A 16,926-nucleotide genomic window follows, 5' to 3' on the forward strand; every position below is an offset into this window, starting at 1 on the left:
ATTTAGAGTTTTTTTTCCTGAAAAACAAAACAATACACAAAAGAGTTAAAAAAAACAACAATAAAAACAAATTAGTTAAAAAAACTTCATTAGCTTAAGCCCTCAGAAATCTTTTAAAGGCTAAAAAATGAAAACTAGATTAAAATTATGTTTTACCCTTATATTTCTAATCATAGCTTATAATTGTCAAGATAACTTGGATGAAAGTAATTTGAAGGAGGAAAGTTTTTCTTTTCTAAAAACGAAGCAAGTTATTTTTTCACTTTCTGAAAAAATTCACCATTTAACAATTAGAAAAGCAAATTCATCTATTGTTTTAGAGAATGAACAACTAATAAAAATCATAGGAAATTTTAAAAATAGACTTCCAATATTAGAGTTAAAACAGATTGCAACTCCATTTTTACCCCCAAATGGCAAAAGCGAAAAAGATATATTCTTTAGAAATACATTTTTTGATATTTTAAATATACAAGAAATATTGAGAGAAATATTAGAGTGCTATAATAAGTTTATCATCCAGTATAATTTAAAAGTATTATCGAAATCATCGCTTCTTTATGAATCCGAAAATTTATTAAACTTATTAAAGTTAAGACATGCTGTCATACAAAAAATAAACATTGTTAACAATGAAATAATTGAGTACAACAATAAAATTAACACTTATTTTGAAAAGGTTTGCGTTAGGCATAAAATGGCTGGTTATTACTCTTTTGATAATTCTCATTTTCGATTCGTAAGGGATCAATTTACACCCGAAGACATCAATATTTTGTCTTTTAATTATAGACATCAAATAATTTCCAAAGATATTCTTAGATCAAAAAACATTAGATCCAAATTATACAAAACTAAACGTGGAGCAATAAAAGGCACAATTTTCGTTTCTAGAAAAAACAAACAAATGAGGGAATTTATTAAAAAACAAAATATTAAATACCCACTTAAGTCAGTTTTAAATATGACTATCGATTATTGCACTAATGGAAAAGTATACTACTATAAAGGTTTGAACTATTAATAAAAAGTACTCTTTAATTAATTTAAAACAATAACCGTTTGTCGAAGTGAGCATTACAACAAGTTATTACCTGTTTGTTAACTCTAAGATTCTTAAAAATTAAATCGCACTTTGAGTCGAAGACATAAACGACAAGTATTTTTCTTATAACAACAAGACTTAAATATACTGGGGATTTATTGATAAAAGCAATAAATAATAGTTGAATTGTGAAAGATCGGTTAAATAGGTTAACCTAACCCTTAACAATTAATTAAATTTAAATAACCCTTTATCTTTTCATTTTTAAACTATTGAATTTTAAACATATAACCAAATTAAGTGTTAAAAAAATATCTGAAAAATGAAAACTTCAGGAAAGACGCAAAACACTTAAAAAAAACTTATTTAGATTTCAATTCTAAAATATTTAAACTTAAAAAAATGAAACTTAAAAAAAGTATAATAATAAATCTATTAACGATAATTACTTTATCTGGATGTCAAGATAATTTGGAATTAGACAAAACAATTGATCAAGCAGAATATTTTGAGAACAAAAAGGAAGTCTCCCCCATACTTTCAGAAAAATTTTACAAGTTAACTACCTTTCAATCCTCAAATAAAACACCACCCTTTATTTCAAATAATAACAAAAGATTAAATATTAAAAAAATTAAAGAAAGAAGAAGTTCTAGAGAACAATCAACCGAATTTAATGAAATAGCTACTATAAAGACAGAACAAATGCCTACTCCATTTTTACCACCAAGCGGTAAAAATCAAGTAGATCTTTTTTTTAACAATGCTTTTTTTTATATTCTTGAAATGCAAGAGATTCTTCGAGCTTCATTGGATACCTATAATAAATTTACTATTAATTTTAATTTACACACCTTATCACACCCGGCATTATTACATGGTTCTGAGGGCATAGGGAAACTTATGAGGTTAAGACACGAAATTAGACAACAAATTACTTTCTTGAAAAATGAAATAAAGAAATATAATCAAGAAATAAATAATTTTTTCCCAAACACAAATAGAAGTCATAAAATGTCAGGATACTATTCCTCTGACAACACTCATTTACCATATAGCCAATCTGAATTTTCTATCGAAGACATACATAATGCTTCATATTGTTATGCCGAAAAACTAGTAACCAAAAACTTTTTAAAATCTCAAAACCCAAAAATAAAAATACGCCCACCTGAAGTTGGCACAAGAAGAGGTACTGTTTTTGTCTCTGCTGGACATCCCAATATGCTAAGGGGAACTTTTGGTAATAACTTTGGAGCTTATTCATTAGGGATAGCAGTAGGCATGACTATAGAGTGGGCAATTACTGGAAAGATATATTATTACAAGGGATACATATAACAAATAAAACACTGTAAACCAACCGATTAAACCTTTAAGATTATAAAGTTTCACAATTTTAAAGGTTTAATCAACCCAGCTACCTTCACCCCACTTACACTGTTTCAATTTACCATCAATTCATATTACATGATTATTAAAAATAATTAAAATTTAGCTTGATTTGAAGGTATATCAAATAAACTAAAAAAATGAAAACTAAATTAAAAACCTTACTTATTTACATATTCGTTATATTCTTTTCAGGTTGTGAAGACAACATAGAAAGATACAGTACAGAAAATAAAAAAAATTCTATTCAAGAAACGAAAAATAATATTTCAATGCTATTAAAAAAAAATCAAGCTATCTCATTACTTGCTTATAAAAAGTATTCAGAAAATAAAATTGAGAACAACGTGTTAATTCATCAAAAAAATAAAGAACAAAAATTTAAAAAATTTTTTAAAAAGAAAACTCTCAACAGAGAGAGTAGTCTTTTCCCAACATCAGAAATAGATCAAATGCCTATTCCTTTTTTACCACCCAAAGGATATACAGAAAAAGACACCTTTTTTATAGATATTTTCTTTTACATTCTTGAAATACAAGAAACATTAAGAGATATAATAGAACACTATAATAAATTCACGATTAATACGAATCTAAATATTTTGTCTCATCCAGCACAAATAGATGACCACTCAGAAGAACTTTTACAATTAATTAAATTCAGACGAATTGTTATAGAAGAAATTGAATTTGTAAAAAACGAAATAAAAAGATATAACGATAAAATAAGCTCCCTTTTTACAAATGTATCACATCACGATAAAATGAATGGTTATTACTCTTTTGACAACTCTCACGTAATATATAAACAAACAGAATTTTCTATTGAGGATGTTGACAATATTTCATATAGTTACAAAGAAAAGTTAATTACAAAAGATGTTTTGAAATCAAACAATGTTAAAGTTAAAATTCACAAACCTGAAGTTGGAAAAAGAAGAGGAACAGTTTTTGTTTCTGCTGGCAGGCCTAATGTTTTAAGAGGTGCTCTTGGTAATGGCTTTGGAGGATATGAACTTGGTGCTCTCATAGGAATGGCTATTGAATATGCTATTACAGGCAAAATATACTATTATAAAGGAGCTATTTAATACTACTGTAATGGATAATTAATTTCCATAGAATTAAATATCTATCCAACCTAATATTATAGTATTTTTTAATTTGTAAACAATATAACTTTCTTAATTAACGCTATAAAAATCGTATAATTCAATACAAGTGAATTATTCATAAATAGCTACATAATAATTTTGACAGTGAGCTTTTTTCATAAAAAAAATGAGCCTTTTTAGTAATATGTTCAAACAACTTAAGATATATCTTTGCAACATAACTATTGACATTTGAAATAAATAATAATGAGTATAACAATAGAACAGGCAGAAAAAGCTATTACTAAAGCCAAGCAAAACTCAATACTAATTAATACTAAAATGAATATTACTATTGTAGGTACTGAAGCAAACTTGGATACACTTAAAACTTGGATACACTTAAAAAGATGGACAGTGCTTGGCTAGGCTCACTTGGTATTTCTATAAAAAAAGTAAAGGCAACATGTTATTTTAATACAGATTCTGGTTTATTTAGAAAACTATCTCAGCCAGGTCAAACTTTACACAACATAGAACATTCGAATAATAGTTTGATTACATTTCTAGGTGGTGTTCCAATTAAGAATGAATTAGGAAAAATCATTAACGCAATGTGTTAGTAGAAGTTCTATTGAAAATGATCATATTATTGCTCAAACAAGAGCATCAGCTATATAATTTCCCCTAATTTAAGCTGACAAAGAGGAGTAACTTTTTATAGTACCCTCTTTGTCTTTTTAGTTTATTAAAACATTTGTAGTTTTACTGTATGAAGATAAAACTACTTGTAATCGGCAAAACTGACAGCAAACAATTACTACAACTTATTAATGAATATCAGAAGCGATTGAAACGCTACATAAAATTTGATATAGAAATAATTCCAGATTTAAAAAATATAAAAAACATTAATGAAGAACAGCAAAAAGAAAGAGAAGGAGAGTTAATTATTAATAGACTTCAATCAACTGACCAACTTATTTTACTAGATGACAAAGGACAACAATATACTTCTATAGAATTTTCTCAATATCTTCAGAAAAAAATGAATTCCAGTGTCAAACAATTGGTATTTACTATTGGGGGACCTTATGGATTCTCGGAAAAAGTTTACCAAAAAGCAAATGGAAAATTATCTCTATCAAAAATGACTTTTTCTCATCAAATGATTCGTCTTTTTATTATAGAACAAATATATAGAGGATATACTATTCTCAAAAACGAGCCGTATCATCATGAATAAATTCTTATTATTAATTCTAAAATTCTGAAGGCATAGAAAACAATTTTCTAATGTTGCTATGAGAATAAAATAGCTTATTCAGAGCATTAAGTATTTATGATATTTTTTTAAGATATAAATTAACTTTTAAAAATTCTTATTAAATAGAATTTAAAATGTACTTAATTTTCCCAGAAAACATTTTTTTTCTTCACCGATTTAAGTCTAATGTTTTTTATTTAAAGATTAATATAAAGGCAAAAAAGTTTACCTTTGCTGAAAGGTAACAAATACACTTTTTTTAAAAACAATCAGAATTAATATAAAATGAAACTTGTTTTTGCTACAAATAATTTAAATAAATTAGCTGAAGTGCAGAAGATGCTACCCAAAACTATTGAATTATTATCTCTTAAAGATATTAATTGTTTTGAAGAAATTCCAGAAACTGCAACTACTTTAGAAGGAAATGCAAAAATAAAAGCAAATCATATTTCAGAAAATTATCAATATAATTGTTTCGCTGATGACACAGGTCTTGAAGTAAACGCTTTAAACGGAAACCCTGGAGTATATTCAGCTCGCTATGCTGGTGAGCCTGTAAATATTGAAAATAATATCTCAAAATTATTAAATGAGTTAAAGACTACTGATAACAGAAAGGCTCATTTTAAAACTTCAATTTGTTTAAATTTAAATGGTAGTCAATTTCTATTTGATGGAATATGTAAAGGTGAAATTTTACATAGCAAACAAGGAGAAAAAGGTTTTGGCTATGATCCTATTTTTAAGCCCGATGGTTCTAAGTTGTCTTTTGCTGAAATGTCCTCAGAGGAAAAAAATAAAATTAGTCATCGTGGATTGGCCATTACCAAGTTAATTACTTTCCTCTCGAAATTATCATAAATACTTGAATATTTCTAAAACATACACAAAGCATTTTGCCCTACTATTACTATCGTTATTTCTCTTCTTACTGCTAAATATAAGTTTAGGCTCTGTTCATATACCTGTTTCTAAAATCATCTCGATTCTTATGGAAATTGGTGAACCTCCTAAAAATAGCTGGGATATAATAGTAATCGACTACAGGCTTCCAAAAGCCATTACAGCTATTATGGTTGGATCAGGCTTGTCAATAAGTGGGCTTTTAATGCAAACCTTGTTTAGAAATCCGTTAGCTGGGCCATTTGTTCTTGGTATCTCATCAGGAGCTAGCCTTGGTGTAGCTCTTTTTATTTTAGGTTCTGCTCTGTTTGGAAGTTTTTGGGAAACTTTTGTAGTTTCTAACTGGTCAATCACAATAGCGGCTAGTATTGGCGCATTTGTCGTTCTTTCTTTGGTTATAATTGCTGCTAACAAAGTTAGAAACACCATGTCTATTTTGATTATTGGATTAATGTTTGGCTCTTTAACTTCTTCAGTTATAAATGTCCTTTCTTATTTGAGTGAAGCTAATAAAATTCAACAATATCAATATTGGAGTTTAGGGAGCTTAGGTAATTTAACATGGAATGAAATTCTAGTTTTTTTTGTTTTTTATATCATTAGTATTGTTGGCATACTCTTAATTATCAAACCATTAAACAGCTTGTTACTAGGTGAAAATTATGCAAAAAGCTTAGGCTTAAATGTTAAACTATATAGAAATATTATTTTATTAATAACTAGTCTTATGACCGGAGTAATAACAGCGTTTTCAGGTCCAATTGGATTTGTCGGAATAGCAACACCTCACCTAGCTAAAATTTATTTTGTAAGCTCAAATCATAAAATTTTAATACCTGCTTCAGCAATTTTAGGTGCTATATTACTATTAATCTGCGATTGTATTGCACAAATACCAAACAGCTCATTTACTCTTCCTATTAATGCCATAACTTCATTATTTGGAGCTCCTGTGGTTATTTGGTTGTTGATTAGAAAAAAGAAAGTTTATGCATAATAGAGAAAATAATATCATACTTGAAAGTAAAAATTTATCTATTGGCTTTGGGTCAAAAAAAAACAAGAAGATTGTTGCATCAGACATAAACTTGCGATTGGAAAAAGGAAAGTTTTTTGCTATACTTGGACGAAATGGCATTGGGAAATCAACTTTACTACGTTCATTTTCAAAAATACAAAAGCATTTGAATGGAGATATCCTGCTCGACGGTAAGAATATTGAGCAATACACTAATAAACAATTAGCTACTAAATTAAGCGTTGTATTAACAGAACGACTTCCCTTAAGTCAATTAACGGTATTTGAGTTAGTCGCTTTGGGAAGACAACCATATACCAACTGGATTGATAAATTATCACCTGAGCAATTAAAAAAAATATCCTGGTCAATTGATATAACCGAAATTTCACATTTAAAAAATAAGTATTTTTACGAGTTAAGTGATGGTCAATTACAAAGGGTTATGATTGCACGTGCTTTAGCACAAGATACTGAAATTATTATCCTAGATGAGCCTACTGCTCATTTAGATATTCATCATACATTTAAAGTTTTTTCTCTTTTAAAAAAACTTGTTAAAACCGCAAAAAAAACAATTATTATATCAACACATGAAGTTAACCTAGCAATACAACTAGCAGATAATTTAATCTTGTTATCTGAAAACAAAACTCACCAAGGAACTGTAAAGGAGTTAATTAATAAAAATGCTTTTAGCTCTTTATTTCCCATTGAACTGATAAGTTTTAACAAAAAATTAGAACAGTTCGTAATAAAGAAAAGTTAATTTTATATGTTAACCAAATTATAAAACTATAACTAACTAAACCTTAAACATTATTAACAATTGATAAAAAATTTACTCCCTTTCGCTATTTTCTTTGCATGTATTTCATGTAGTACAAGTAAAGAAACTATAAGTACTGATAAAGAAATAACCGTTGATTATTCAACTAAATATGCTGAAACAATAACAGCTAAAGATCTTGGAAAGCATTTATTCGTCTATGCCTCTGATGAATTTGAAGGAAGAGATACAGGCGAACCTGGTCAAAAAAAAGCCAGTGAGTATCTAAAGAATTTTTATTTAAAAAACGGCATTAAATCTCCAAAAAATGACAATAACTATTATCAAAAAGTTCCTTCACAATACTTTACTAAAAATGTTTTTGGAAAAAAACCTCTAAAAAACTCAGAAAATGTAGTGGCCCTAATCAAGGGGACTGAAAAACCTGAGGAAATAATTGTCATATCCGCTCATCTAGATCACATTGGTTCTAAAGATGGTAAAATTTATAACGGAGCTGATGATGATGGCTCAGGTACCGTAGCTGTTTTAGAAATTGCAGAAGCTTTTAAAAAAGCATCTGATGAAGGAAAAGGACCAAAACGGTCTATCTTACTTTTGCACGTTACAGGTGAAGAGAAAGGTTTATTAGGTTCTAAGTATTACACGGAAAATCCTATTTTTCCATTATCCAATACTATTACAAACCTTAACATTGATATGATTGGTAGAGTCGATGATATTCATAAAGGAAAACCTAACTATATTTATCTAATTGGCTCTGATAAATTAAGCTCTCAACTTCATAATATTTCTGAGTCTATTAATAGAAAATACCTCAACATAGATCTTGATTATAGATATAATGATGAAAATGACCCAAATCGTTTTTATTACAGGTCTGATCATTACAATTTTGCTAAACATAATATTCCAATCATATTTTATTTCAATGGGATCCATGATGATTATCACAAACCAACTGACACTCCTGATAAAATCAACTATAAATTACTTGAATCAAGAACTCGTTTAATATTTCACACTGCGTGGGAAATAGCAAATAGAAATGAACGAATTAAATTGAATAAAAAAAATTAAGAATTGATTGGTCATTAATTTTATCGAACTATCGTTATTCGGTGGTCAGTTATAATTAATAACAAAAAATCTTTATCTGAGTAACCAATCATCAATCTATAATTAGCTCAAATTAAATCCACATATTTGGATAACCATAGGTCTATTACTGAATTCTATCGATTTTTTTCAATTACCTCATTTTAATTAACTATATTAAAAAGTGTATTTAACATAGGAATTTCTTCTCGAGTCCCCTATCTTACAACAATATATATAGCATAGACTAATGGTAATAAAATCATTTGAAATGAATTATTTAAAATTAAAAAATTTGATCATTTTAGTCTATTTTTTATCTAATTACACGTTTTCACAGAATATTAAAAATAGTAATTCTGATAAAAAAGAAATTAGTATCTTATTTATAGGTAATAGTCTAACCTATTTTAATAATCTTCCAAAGTTAATTAAACGATCTATGAATCAAAAAAAGATAAAACTCAATATTGAAATGGTCGCTTACCCGAAATATACAATAACAGATCATTGGAATGGAGGGAGAGTTCAAAAAATAATTTCAAATAAAAAACCCTCTTTTGTTATTCTTCAACAGGGGCCTTCAGCCTCAATAGCTGAAAAACGTACCCTTATTGAAGTTGGAAAAAAATTCAAACAACTTTGTAGTATAAATAATACTAAGCTATGTTATTTTATGGTATGGCCATCTCGCAAAAACTACAATGACTTTAATAAAGTTATAGTAAATTATTCTGAGGCAGCAAAAGTTAATAATGCTATTTTACTACCAGTTGGAAAAAAATGGAAAAATCATTTTGATCTTAACAATAAATTTGACTATTACTCAAAAGATGGTTATAACCCTTCTCTAAAAGGGTCTAAAGTAGCAGCTAATATAATTTCTAACAAACTTTTAACAGAAATTGAAAAAAAGTAAAATACAGCGATCAATTAAGACCTAAAAAAGTAAGTAATATTTTAAAAAGACAATTAGTAAATATTAACTAATATTTACAATCATAAAATATTCAAATTCGTGACTTTAGTTTATATTTGCGTATTATTTTAAAGGGGAATTTTAAAAGACTAAAATATTGTTCTTTCAAGAACATATATATCCCTTCCTTTTAAGCATATATATTCCTCTCATATATTAAGCGACAATTAGATGACAGAAAGGATTATGAAAAACTTAAACGCGATAATATTAATCTCAGGTACAATAATACTTTTGAGTTCTTGCATCCATAAAAGAAATTCAAAAGAAATTCAAAAGAAAACAAACTTAGAGCAGAATAAAAGTATTTTTAACTATTCTTTTAAAAGTATAAACTATTCAAAAAAAATCGATTTTTTTAAGGATAATAAATTTATCGTTACGGAAAATATTTTCAGAGTAAATGGAGACAGGACTACAAAAAAATATTTTGGTAGCTATCAAAAAGACGAAAACAATATCATCTTGACCCCTAAAGAATTAGAAATTGCCCATTATAAATTAAACTCTGATTTTAAGGAAAAATCAAATAGATTCCCTTACAAGCAAGTTAGCTCTAAAATTAACACGAAATATTATATAATTAAATGGAATGATTATGAGTACCTACTATCTGATCAATTCAATTCATTAGCAAGTTATGATGAAAAAAATGATTTTCAACATTTTGCTTCTTTTTTCAATTCAGGAATTGAACCTAGTGAAGGAGATTATTATTTTAAAAGAAAAAACAAGAAAAAAAATAATACTAAACCAGGTTTAAACATAGATCAAATTCCAAAACAATGGAGAACTTATTTTTTGAATGAGCCTATATCTGCAAAAATAATAAAAACTGAAAAAAGAGTTGAAAAAAGTAAGTACCAGAATGAATTCACCTTTTTAAGGATTTATTTAAATAAAGGAGCTAATGATGGCATAAAAAAGGGGTTTGCTTTTTCTACAAAATATGACGATTTTCAAATAAAGATAGATTCTATTACACCAAATGCCTCCTCTGGCAATTTTAGAGTTATTGAAGACGATTTCATTAAAATAGGAACAGAAATGAGAACTCGCTGGAGTAAAATTCTATAGAGAATAACAGTTAAGTAATTTTTAAATCATATCTTATATGAATATTATTTGGCGTAACTATAGCATTCCTGGCTAAACTTAAATATTAATTTTCATTGAATCTTTAGAGTATTTATAAATATAATTTCAAGAAGGTCAGTACACTATTTTTCCAAAAATTAATGCAAAATCTTAAATAATAACTCTTTTAAAATATCAATTTGTGTCAAAGTATTATTGCCAACCCCTTTACTATTCATATCAGCATCTCTCAAAAGAGTAATTATTTTTGATACTTTACGCATTGGATAATTACGTGCAGCTACGACATAGTCTTCTACAAAATAAGGATTCACTCCTAAATTTTTAGCAACAGATGCTTTAGATTTATCATTTAAGCCGTGATACATCAAAAGCTGTGTAAAAAAACTATTTAATAGAGATATGGTCATTACTAAAGGATTATTTTTCAGATTCTCTCCAAAATATTTTATAATTTGATTTGCCTTCAAAACATTCTTACTCCCTATAGCTTTTCGTAATTCAAAATTATTAAAGTCTTTCGAAATACCAATATTTTCTTCAATGTGAACAGGATTAATTATAGTTTCCTTCGACAAAACAGAAATTAGCTTTTCTAACTCATTACTTATTTTACTTAAATCAGTCCCAAGAAACTCCACAAGCATTTGAGCTGCTTTTGGTTCTATTTGATATTTTTTCCCTCCTAGAATCTTTCTTATCCAATCTGAAACTTGGTTATCATATAATTTTTTACTTTCAAAGAACAAGCCATTTTTTTCAATAACTTTATATACTTTTTTACGTTTGTCTAGCTTTTTGTATTTATAGTTAAAAACCAATATAGTTGATGGTTGTGGTTGACTGGCGTAAGATTCTATTTTATCAATTGTTCTACTTAAATCCTGTGCTTCTTTGACGATAATAACCTGATGACTCGACATCATAGGAAAACGCTTAGCCGCAGATACTATTTCTTCAATAGAAACATCTCGCCCGTACATAACTAATTGATTAAATTCTTTTTCAGACTCATCCAACACGGAATTTTCAATATATTCAGATATTTTATCAATATAGTATGGCTCCTCACCCATTAAAAAATAAATAGGCTTATAATTACCATTTTTTATATCGTTTATAAGATGTGTTACTTCATTCATATACTTTTGTATCTCTTTTAATCAAATAATCGAAAGACCTTATTGTAGAAAAAAACATGTACTTTTGAATCATGCAAAAATTAAACTTGCCTGCTTTCAATTTCAAGCTCAAAAGTAACGAAAATAAAAAGCTAATATTCGATTGCTTAAGAAAAAAATATTTTGTCTTGACCCCAGAGGAATGGGTTAGGCAACACTTTGTAATGTACTTAATGGCAATGAAGAATTACCCCGCTTCTTTAATCGCTATTGAAAAGCAACTGATTGTAAACAACTTAAAAAAAAGAACGGATATTCTTATTTTTAATAAACAGGGGAAACCTGACATAATAGTGGAATGCAAAGCCCCTAACGTGAAGATAACACAATCTACCTTTGATCAAATTGCTAGATATAACTTAAGACTTAACGCTAATTTTTTAATTATTACAAATGGGTTAAAGCACTTTTATTGTAAACTTGATTCTAAAAATGAAAGCTATGTATTTTTGAAAGATATACCAAAATATGAAAATAATTAATCAAAAGTCACGTTAAAAATGTATTTTTAGCCTCTTGAAAATAGCCATTGTCATATTAAACTGGAACGGAAAAAAATTACTAGAACAATTTTTACCAAGTGTAATCAATTTTAGTTCTAACCAAGCTACTGTTTATTTAGCTGATAATGCGTCTTCGGATAATTCTATAGCATATGTCAAAAAGTATTTTCCAACTATTAAAATTGTTCAAAATAAACTTAACGGTGGTTATGCAAAAGGATATAATGAAGCCCTAAAGTATATAAAGGCAGATGTTTATTGTCTAATGAACTCTGATATAGAAGTTACTAAAAACTGGCTTATCCCCATAATTAAACTTTTCAAAAACGAATACGACACAGCAATTATTCAACCGAAACTATTAGATTATAAAAATAAAAAAAAGTTTGAATATGCTGGTGCTGCTGGTGGTTTCATTGATTTATTTGGTTATCCATACTGTAGAGGTAGAATTTTCAATTTTCTAGAAACAGATAATGGTCAGTTCAATGATACTTCAGAAATATTTTGGGCTTCTGGAGCCTGTTTTTTTATAAGATCAAAAATTTTTCATGAATTAGGAGGATTTGATGAAGACTATTTTGCCCATCAAGAAGAAATAGATTTCTGTTGGAGATCTATAAATGAAGGATATAAAATTAAGTATGTTGGTGCCTCTACCGTATATCATGTTGGAGGTGCTACTTTGCAGGAAACTAACCCCCATAAAACATTTTTAAATTTCAGAAACAGTCTCCTGAATATAGTTAAAAATGTACCTAATCGCTGGTTTCTATTTGTTATTATTTCTAGACTTATACTAGATGGAATTTCTGGGATTAAATTTATAATAGAAATGAAACCAATGCACTCCTTAGCTATTATAAAAGCCCACGTAAGCTTTTATAGAAATTTCATGAGATTTTTTAAAAAAAGGAGAAATTTAAAAAAGAAATTAAACTATTATTCTCACATATCTATTGTTTGGCAATATTTTATTTTGAGACGAAAAAAATACAATACACTAAAATAGAGTTTACAAAAAAAGTACCTTTACACAGTATGTTACAAAGATAAAACCATCTGTCCAATAAAATTTAAAATATGGTTTTATGATACTCAGAATGATTAATTTTTTTTATTTAATTATTAAAGGAAGAAAATGATATATACAACTAAAGAATAATTAAACTTCCTTTTCCTTTTCTAATAACTTCAGGTTCACTTTTTGTTAAATCGATTACTGTAGAAGGAAGGTTACCTCCATACCCACCATCGACAACAACATCAACGATATTTTTCCATTTCTCAAAAATTAACTCAGGATCAGTCGTATACTCTAGAATTTCATCCTCATCATGAATTGAAGTTGAAACTATCGGATTCCCTAGTGATTTTACAATGGATCTTGCTATATTATTGTCAGGAACCCTTATACCTACAGTTTTTCTTTTTTTAAATACTTTTGGGAGAGAACTACTTCCTGGTAAAATAAAAGTATATGCTCCTGGTAAAGATCTCTTTAAAATTTTATATGTTGCTGTATCAATTTGTTTTATGTAATCCGATAAATGACTAAGATCATTACAAACGAATGAAAAGTTAGCTTTTTCAAGCTTTACACCTTTTATCTTAGCTATTCTTTCTAAAGCTTTTGTATTTGTAATGTCACATCCCAAACCATATACAGTGTCTGTTGGGTATATAATAATACCGCCCGATCGTAAACACTTAACGAGCTTATCTATTTCCTTTTCATTAGGATTTTCATCATATACTTTTATAAAATCGGCCATTAAAACTTATCTAAGTCAATATCATCTATATTTGTAAAATTTTCAAAATCATCAAATTGACCTCCGAAGTCCTCCTCTGATTTGCTCGAAAGATCTTGAATATCGAATTTATTATTGCTATTTTCTTCAGGCACCTCTCCAACAGATAATATCACTTTAACTTCTTCTACCAAGATATCTTTAAAATCTATCAATTCAATATAAAAAGTCCACATATTAAAAAAATCATAAACATAAATAAGTTTGCTATTTTGCTCTTTTAATACATCAGTAATAACATAATTTGACATAGACACTCCTTCACCTATTTCGGACATGTTAAAAAGAGGTATCTCATCATTCTGGCTCCATTTATCATCAGAAAGATAAAATGATGCCATTTCATGACCATCAAAACCAAAAGCTTTTGCTATAGAAAAATGCAAATCTTCTAAAGAAGATTTCTCATTAATATGAAACGTTCTAATCACATCTTCTTCCGAATCTAATATCGCTCTAATTTTATACATGTTGGTAATTTTATTTGGTTACAAAAATACGTATTTTTGATCTATAATTATGATAGTATTATGGATAAAGAAAAAATTCTTCAACGACTAAATCAATTAAATAAAAATACGCTAATGGAGACCCTCGACATTAAATTTATTGATATAGGAGAGAATTTTCTAACAGCAAAAATGCCTGTTAATTCTAAGGTTCACCAACCATTTGGTTTACTTCATGGAGGCGCTACAGCTGCCTTAGCAGAAACGGTTGGAAGCGCTGCTTCACAATGTTCTTTAATTGATGTAAAAACAAAAATTACTGTAGGCCTAGAATTAAATATAAATCATATAAAAAGTAAAAAAAAAGGAATTTTATATGCTAAAGCCACTGTTATACATAAAGGAAAAACAACTCATTTGTGGGAAATTAAAATTATAGATGAAAAAAATGATTTAATATCTGTTTGTAAATTAACCAATATTGTACTTGACAAACAATGAGTTTAAAAATTTATATATAGTACTTGTATAAAAAAATATTGTCCCGGTAAGATTTTACTAAATTTAACTTCAATTAGTTATGAATATTCATCAGAAATCGTGTTGGATAATCTACTTAAATAATTCAAAACGTTTTTTAACAAGATTCTTCGATCGGAAACAAATCAAACTTGTTAAATTAAAGAAAATAACATATAATCTTATTTTAGATTTGCTCTTACATAAATTAAATAGAAACTTTTAAACCCTAAATAATATTGACTATTTTTAAAAATATTGAAAGCTCTTTAAATAACAATTTACCATTTGTTTGCTACCGAAAACCAAATGAAGATATGATTTCATGTTTTTTTCAACATGATGATATTCTCCACTCAGACAAAAACCTAAATACTTCTGGGTTTATTTTTGCTCCATTTGATGATAGTGATGTCCCAATTATTATACCAAAAGAAAATTCCCGTTTCATACAGGAAATTTATTCCGAAACAAAAAGCAAGAATAATATTAACCTAAATTTAAACAGCCTTACCTTCAAAGAAAAGCATGTTAATTTAATAAAAAAAGGCATCGAAGCAATTTATAATAAGGAACTTGAAAAAGTAGTGTTAACCAGAAAAGAAATTGTTAGTTTAGAAAAAAACAAACCCGTAGAATTTTTTAAAAATTTACTAAATAGTTATGAAAGTGCCTTTGTTTATATTTGGTTTCACCCCAAAATAGGTTTGTGGCTAGGAGCCACACCAGAAACTCTTATTAAAACTAATAACAAAAATTTCGAAACAATGTCTTTGGCAGGCACTCTTCCTTTCCAAAAAAATATTCTTCCTAACTGGACAACAAAAGAAATAGAAGAACAACAACTTGTTACGGATTATATAATTAAAAAATTATCTCCTTTATGTAAGGTAATAAAATCAGAAAAAGTAGAAACTGTTAGAGCAGGTAAATTATTACATTTAAAAACAAAGATAAACGGCACGCTCGAAGCTCCTATTTCAAAACTAATAAATACACTTCACCCTACTCCGGCTGTTTGTGGACTTCCTAAAGAAATGTCTAGGAAATTTATTCTAGAAAACGAATGTTATAAAAGAACTTTCTATACGGGATACCTAGGAGAACTAAATTTCTTAAAAAAAACAGAGCTTTACGTGAATTTAAGATGTATGGAAATAAAAGATTCCAAGGCTCTAATTTACGTTGGTGGCGGTATTACAAAAGATAGTTTATCTGAAAATGAATGGATTGAAACTGTTGAGAAATCAAAAACAATGAAAAGGGTGTTATAAAACCATCCTTGCAGCTTCACAAGCTACAAGGTGATTTTTACTGTGTAAATTGAATTGAATTTTCAGTTAAGTTTTTTTTGATATGCTATATATCGTCAAAAGAAACGTCTGTAAAGCTTTCAGTTGTCGCCGTTTCAACAGCTTCTTCTTTCCTATAATCTTTTTGATGTCGTTCGCTAATAACTTCTTGTCCTTTTTCTTTAACAATATAACCAGTTGCTTTTTCAAGCATTTCTTTAAAATCAGTAAAATCTTCTTTATACAAGTAAATTTTATGTTTCTGATAATGGAAGGATCCATCATCATGAGTAAACTTTTTACTTTCTGTTATTGTTAAATAATAATCATCTGCTTTTGTAGCCCTTACATCAAAAAAATAAGTTCTTCTTCCTGCTCTTAAAACCTGTGAAAAAATTTCGTCTTGTTCTACTCTCTCGCTCATAATTCTTTATCTTAAGTAATAAATATAGTTGTTATGTTTAGAATCACTCAACAAATC

20 protein-coding genes are annotated in these 16,926 nt (G+C 27.8%); 16 read left to right on the top strand and 4 right to left on the bottom strand.

What is annotated here, in order from left to right; translation table 11 throughout:
- Positions 1 to 127 precede the first annotated feature (127 nt).
- The 12 genes from ACSIGE_RS05190 (at position 128) to ACSIGE_RS05245 (ending at position 10,666) form a co-directional block, all read left to right on the top strand.
- Positions 128 to 1,024 (top strand): hypothetical protein, encoded by an 897-nt coding sequence (locus ACSIGE_RS05190; RefSeq protein ID WP_440881719.1) that lies wholly within the window; start codon positions 128 to 130, stop codon positions 1,022 to 1,024.
- Positions 1,025 to 1,447: 423 nt separating this feature from the next.
- Positions 1,448 to 2,386 carry a hypothetical protein gene (locus tag ACSIGE_RS05195; protein WP_440881720.1) on the top strand — a complete coding sequence of 313 codons (939 nt, stop codon included), beginning with the start codon at positions 1,448 to 1,450 and terminating at the stop codon, positions 2,384 to 2,386.
- Positions 2,387 to 2,577: 191 nt separating this feature from the next.
- Entirely contained in the window at positions 2,578 to 3,528 is a 951-nt protein-coding gene (locus ACSIGE_RS05200) for a hypothetical protein (protein WP_440881721.1), read from the top strand.
- Positions 3,529 to 3,798: 270 nt separating this feature from the next.
- Positions 3,799 to 3,960, top strand: coding sequence for a hypothetical protein (locus tag ACSIGE_RS05205; RefSeq protein ID WP_440881722.1), 162 nt, complete (start codon positions 3,799 to 3,801; stop codon positions 3,958 to 3,960).
- Positions 3,942 to 4,154, top strand: a complete 213-nt coding sequence (locus ACSIGE_RS05210) for a heme-binding protein (protein ID WP_440881723.1) — start codon at positions 3,942 to 3,944, stop codon at positions 4,152 to 4,154. The genes ACSIGE_RS05205 and ACSIGE_RS05210 overlap by 19 nt, the downstream gene beginning before the upstream one ends.
- A gap of 149 nt (positions 4,155 to 4,303) precedes the next feature.
- On the top strand, positions 4,304 to 4,777 hold the full coding sequence (rlmH, locus tag ACSIGE_RS05215; protein ID WP_440881724.1) for a 23S rRNA (pseudouridine(1915)-N(3))-methyltransferase RlmH: 474 nt from the start codon (positions 4,304 to 4,306) through the stop codon (positions 4,775 to 4,777).
- 306 nt (positions 4,778 to 5,083) lie between these two features.
- Positions 5,084 to 5,662 (top strand): non-canonical purine NTP diphosphatase, encoded by a 579-nt coding sequence (locus tag ACSIGE_RS05220; protein WP_440881725.1) that lies wholly within the window; start codon positions 5,084 to 5,086, stop codon positions 5,660 to 5,662.
- A gap of 4 nt (positions 5,663 to 5,666) precedes the next feature.
- Entirely contained in the window at positions 5,667 to 6,701 is a 1,035-nt protein-coding gene (locus ACSIGE_RS05225) for a FecCD family ABC transporter permease (protein ID WP_440881726.1), read from the top strand.
- Complete coding sequence (locus ACSIGE_RS05230) at positions 6,694 to 7,491, top strand: ABC transporter ATP-binding protein (RefSeq protein WP_440881727.1); 798 nt, start codon at positions 6,694 to 6,696, stop codon at positions 7,489 to 7,491. The genes ACSIGE_RS05225 and ACSIGE_RS05230 overlap by 8 nt, the downstream gene beginning before the upstream one ends.
- A gap of 63 nt (positions 7,492 to 7,554) precedes the next feature.
- Complete coding sequence (locus ACSIGE_RS05235) at positions 7,555 to 8,592, top strand: M28 family metallopeptidase (protein WP_440882186.1); 1,038 nt, start codon at positions 7,555 to 7,557, stop codon at positions 8,590 to 8,592.
- Positions 8,593 to 8,881: 289 nt separating this feature from the next.
- Positions 8,882 to 9,529, top strand: coding sequence for an SGNH/GDSL hydrolase family protein (locus ACSIGE_RS05240; RefSeq protein ID WP_440881728.1), 648 nt, complete (start codon positions 8,882 to 8,884; stop codon positions 9,527 to 9,529).
- A gap of 231 nt (positions 9,530 to 9,760) precedes the next feature.
- Positions 9,761 to 10,666, top strand: coding sequence for a hypothetical protein (locus ACSIGE_RS05245; protein WP_440881729.1), 906 nt, complete (start codon positions 9,761 to 9,763; stop codon positions 10,664 to 10,666).
- Positions 10,667 to 10,824: 158 nt separating this feature from the next.
- Here ACSIGE_RS05245 and holA read toward each other — a convergent pair whose 3' ends face one another.
- Positions 10,825 to 11,829 carry a DNA polymerase III subunit delta gene (gene holA, locus ACSIGE_RS05250; RefSeq protein WP_440881730.1) on the bottom strand — a complete coding sequence of 335 codons (1,005 nt, stop codon included), beginning with the start codon at positions 11,827 to 11,829 and terminating at the stop codon, positions 10,825 to 10,827.
- Positions 11,830 to 11,900: 71 nt separating this feature from the next.
- On the opposite strand from holA, the gene ACSIGE_RS05255 reads away from it, so the two are divergent.
- Together ACSIGE_RS05255 and ACSIGE_RS05260 are read left to right on the top strand one after the other, a co-directional pair.
- Positions 11,901 to 12,350 (top strand): type I restriction enzyme HsdR N-terminal domain-containing protein, encoded by a 450-nt coding sequence (locus ACSIGE_RS05255; protein ID WP_440881731.1) that lies wholly within the window; start codon positions 11,901 to 11,903, stop codon positions 12,348 to 12,350.
- 34 nt (positions 12,351 to 12,384) lie between these two features.
- Positions 12,385 to 13,383, top strand: coding sequence for a glycosyltransferase family 2 protein (locus ACSIGE_RS05260; RefSeq protein ID WP_440881732.1), 999 nt, complete (start codon positions 12,385 to 12,387; stop codon positions 13,381 to 13,383).
- Positions 13,384 to 13,525: 142 nt separating this feature from the next.
- Here the strand turns inward: ACSIGE_RS05260 and ACSIGE_RS05265 are convergent, their stop codons facing one another.
- Both ACSIGE_RS05265 and ACSIGE_RS05270 read right to left on the bottom strand, forming a co-directional pair.
- The gene (locus ACSIGE_RS05265) at positions 13,526 to 14,146 is read right to left on the bottom strand and encodes an L-threonylcarbamoyladenylate synthase (protein ID WP_440881733.1); all 621 of its coding nucleotides are present in this window, start codon (positions 14,144 to 14,146) and stop codon (positions 13,526 to 13,528) included.
- Positions 14,146 to 14,655, bottom strand: a complete 510-nt coding sequence (locus ACSIGE_RS05270) for an IS1096 element passenger TnpR family protein (RefSeq protein WP_440881734.1) — start codon at positions 14,653 to 14,655, stop codon at positions 14,146 to 14,148. Before ACSIGE_RS05270 ends, ACSIGE_RS05265 begins: the two co-directional genes overlap by 1 nt.
- A 60-nt stretch (positions 14,656 to 14,715) precedes the next feature.
- Here ACSIGE_RS05270 and ACSIGE_RS05275 point away from each other — a divergent pair, with 60 nt between their 5' ends.
- Both ACSIGE_RS05275 and ACSIGE_RS05280 read left to right on the top strand, forming a co-directional pair.
- Entirely contained in the window at positions 14,716 to 15,135 is a 420-nt protein-coding gene (locus ACSIGE_RS05275) for a PaaI family thioesterase (RefSeq protein WP_440881735.1), read from the top strand.
- Between the two features lie 257 nt (positions 15,136 to 15,392).
- Positions 15,393 to 16,427 carry a chorismate-binding protein gene (locus tag ACSIGE_RS05280; RefSeq protein WP_440881736.1) on the top strand — a complete coding sequence of 345 codons (1,035 nt, stop codon included), beginning with the start codon at positions 15,393 to 15,395 and terminating at the stop codon, positions 16,425 to 16,427.
- A gap of 85 nt (positions 16,428 to 16,512) precedes the next feature.
- On the opposite strand, the gene ACSIGE_RS05285 is transcribed toward ACSIGE_RS05280, so the two are convergent.
- Positions 16,513 to 16,869, bottom strand: coding sequence for a PUR family DNA/RNA-binding protein (locus ACSIGE_RS05285; RefSeq protein ID WP_440881737.1), 357 nt, complete (start codon positions 16,867 to 16,869; stop codon positions 16,513 to 16,515).
- Between the last annotated feature and the right edge of the window lie 57 nt (positions 16,870 to 16,926).

The organism is Tenacibaculum profundi (genome assembly GCF_052050075.1).
Classification (GTDB): Bacteria; Bacteroidota; Bacteroidia; order Flavobacteriales; family Flavobacteriaceae; genus Polaribacter.

Excerpts from the sequence above, each read along its gene's own strand:
- ACSIGE_RS05285 (WP_440881737.1), bottom strand. The coding sequence starts at position 16,869 with ATGAGCGAGAGAGTAGAACAAGACGAAATTTTTTCACAGGTTTTAAGA.
- ACSIGE_RS05275 (WP_440881735.1), top strand. The coding sequence starts at position 14,716 with ATGGATAAAGAAAAAATTCTTCAACGACTAAATCAATTAAATAAAAAT.
- ACSIGE_RS05205 (WP_440881722.1), top strand. The coding sequence starts at position 3,799 with ATGAGTATAACAATAGAACAGGCAGAAAAAGCTATTACTAAAGCCAAG.
- ACSIGE_RS05195 (WP_440881720.1), top strand. The coding sequence starts at position 1,448 with ATGAAACTTAAAAAAAGTATAATAATAAATCTATTAACGATAATTACT.
- ACSIGE_RS05230 (WP_440881727.1), top strand. The coding sequence starts at position 6,694 with ATGCATAATAGAGAAAATAATATCATACTTGAAAGTAAAAATTTATCT.
- ACSIGE_RS05210 (WP_440881723.1), top strand. The coding sequence starts at position 3,942 with ATGGACAGTGCTTGGCTAGGCTCACTTGGTATTTCTATAAAAAAAGTA.
- ACSIGE_RS05255 (WP_440881731.1), top strand. The coding sequence starts at position 11,901 with ATGCAAAAATTAAACTTGCCTGCTTTCAATTTCAAGCTCAAAAGTAAC.
- rlmH (WP_440881724.1), top strand. The coding sequence starts at position 4,304 with ATGAAGATAAAACTACTTGTAATCGGCAAAACTGACAGCAAACAATTA.
- ACSIGE_RS05270 (WP_440881734.1), bottom strand. The coding sequence starts at position 14,655 with ATGTATAAAATTAGAGCGATATTAGATTCGGAAGAAGATGTGATTAGA.
- holA (WP_440881730.1), bottom strand. The coding sequence starts at position 11,829 with ATGAATGAAGTAACACATCTTATAAACGATATAAAAAATGGTAATTAT.
- ACSIGE_RS05200 (WP_440881721.1), top strand. The coding sequence starts at position 2,578 with ATGAAAACTAAATTAAAAACCTTACTTATTTACATATTCGTTATATTC.
- ACSIGE_RS05265 (WP_440881733.1), bottom strand. The coding sequence starts at position 14,146 with ATGGCCGATTTTATAAAAGTATATGATGAAAATCCTAATGAAAAGGAA.
- ACSIGE_RS05240 (WP_440881728.1), top strand. The coding sequence starts at position 8,882 with ATGAATTATTTAAAATTAAAAAATTTGATCATTTTAGTCTATTTTTTA.
- ACSIGE_RS05245 (WP_440881729.1), top strand. The coding sequence starts at position 9,761 with ATGACAGAAAGGATTATGAAAAACTTAAACGCGATAATATTAATCTCA.
- ACSIGE_RS05190 (WP_440881719.1), top strand. The coding sequence starts at position 128 with ATGAAAACTAGATTAAAATTATGTTTTACCCTTATATTTCTAATCATA.
- ACSIGE_RS05220 (WP_440881725.1), top strand. The coding sequence starts at position 5,084 with ATGAAACTTGTTTTTGCTACAAATAATTTAAATAAATTAGCTGAAGTG.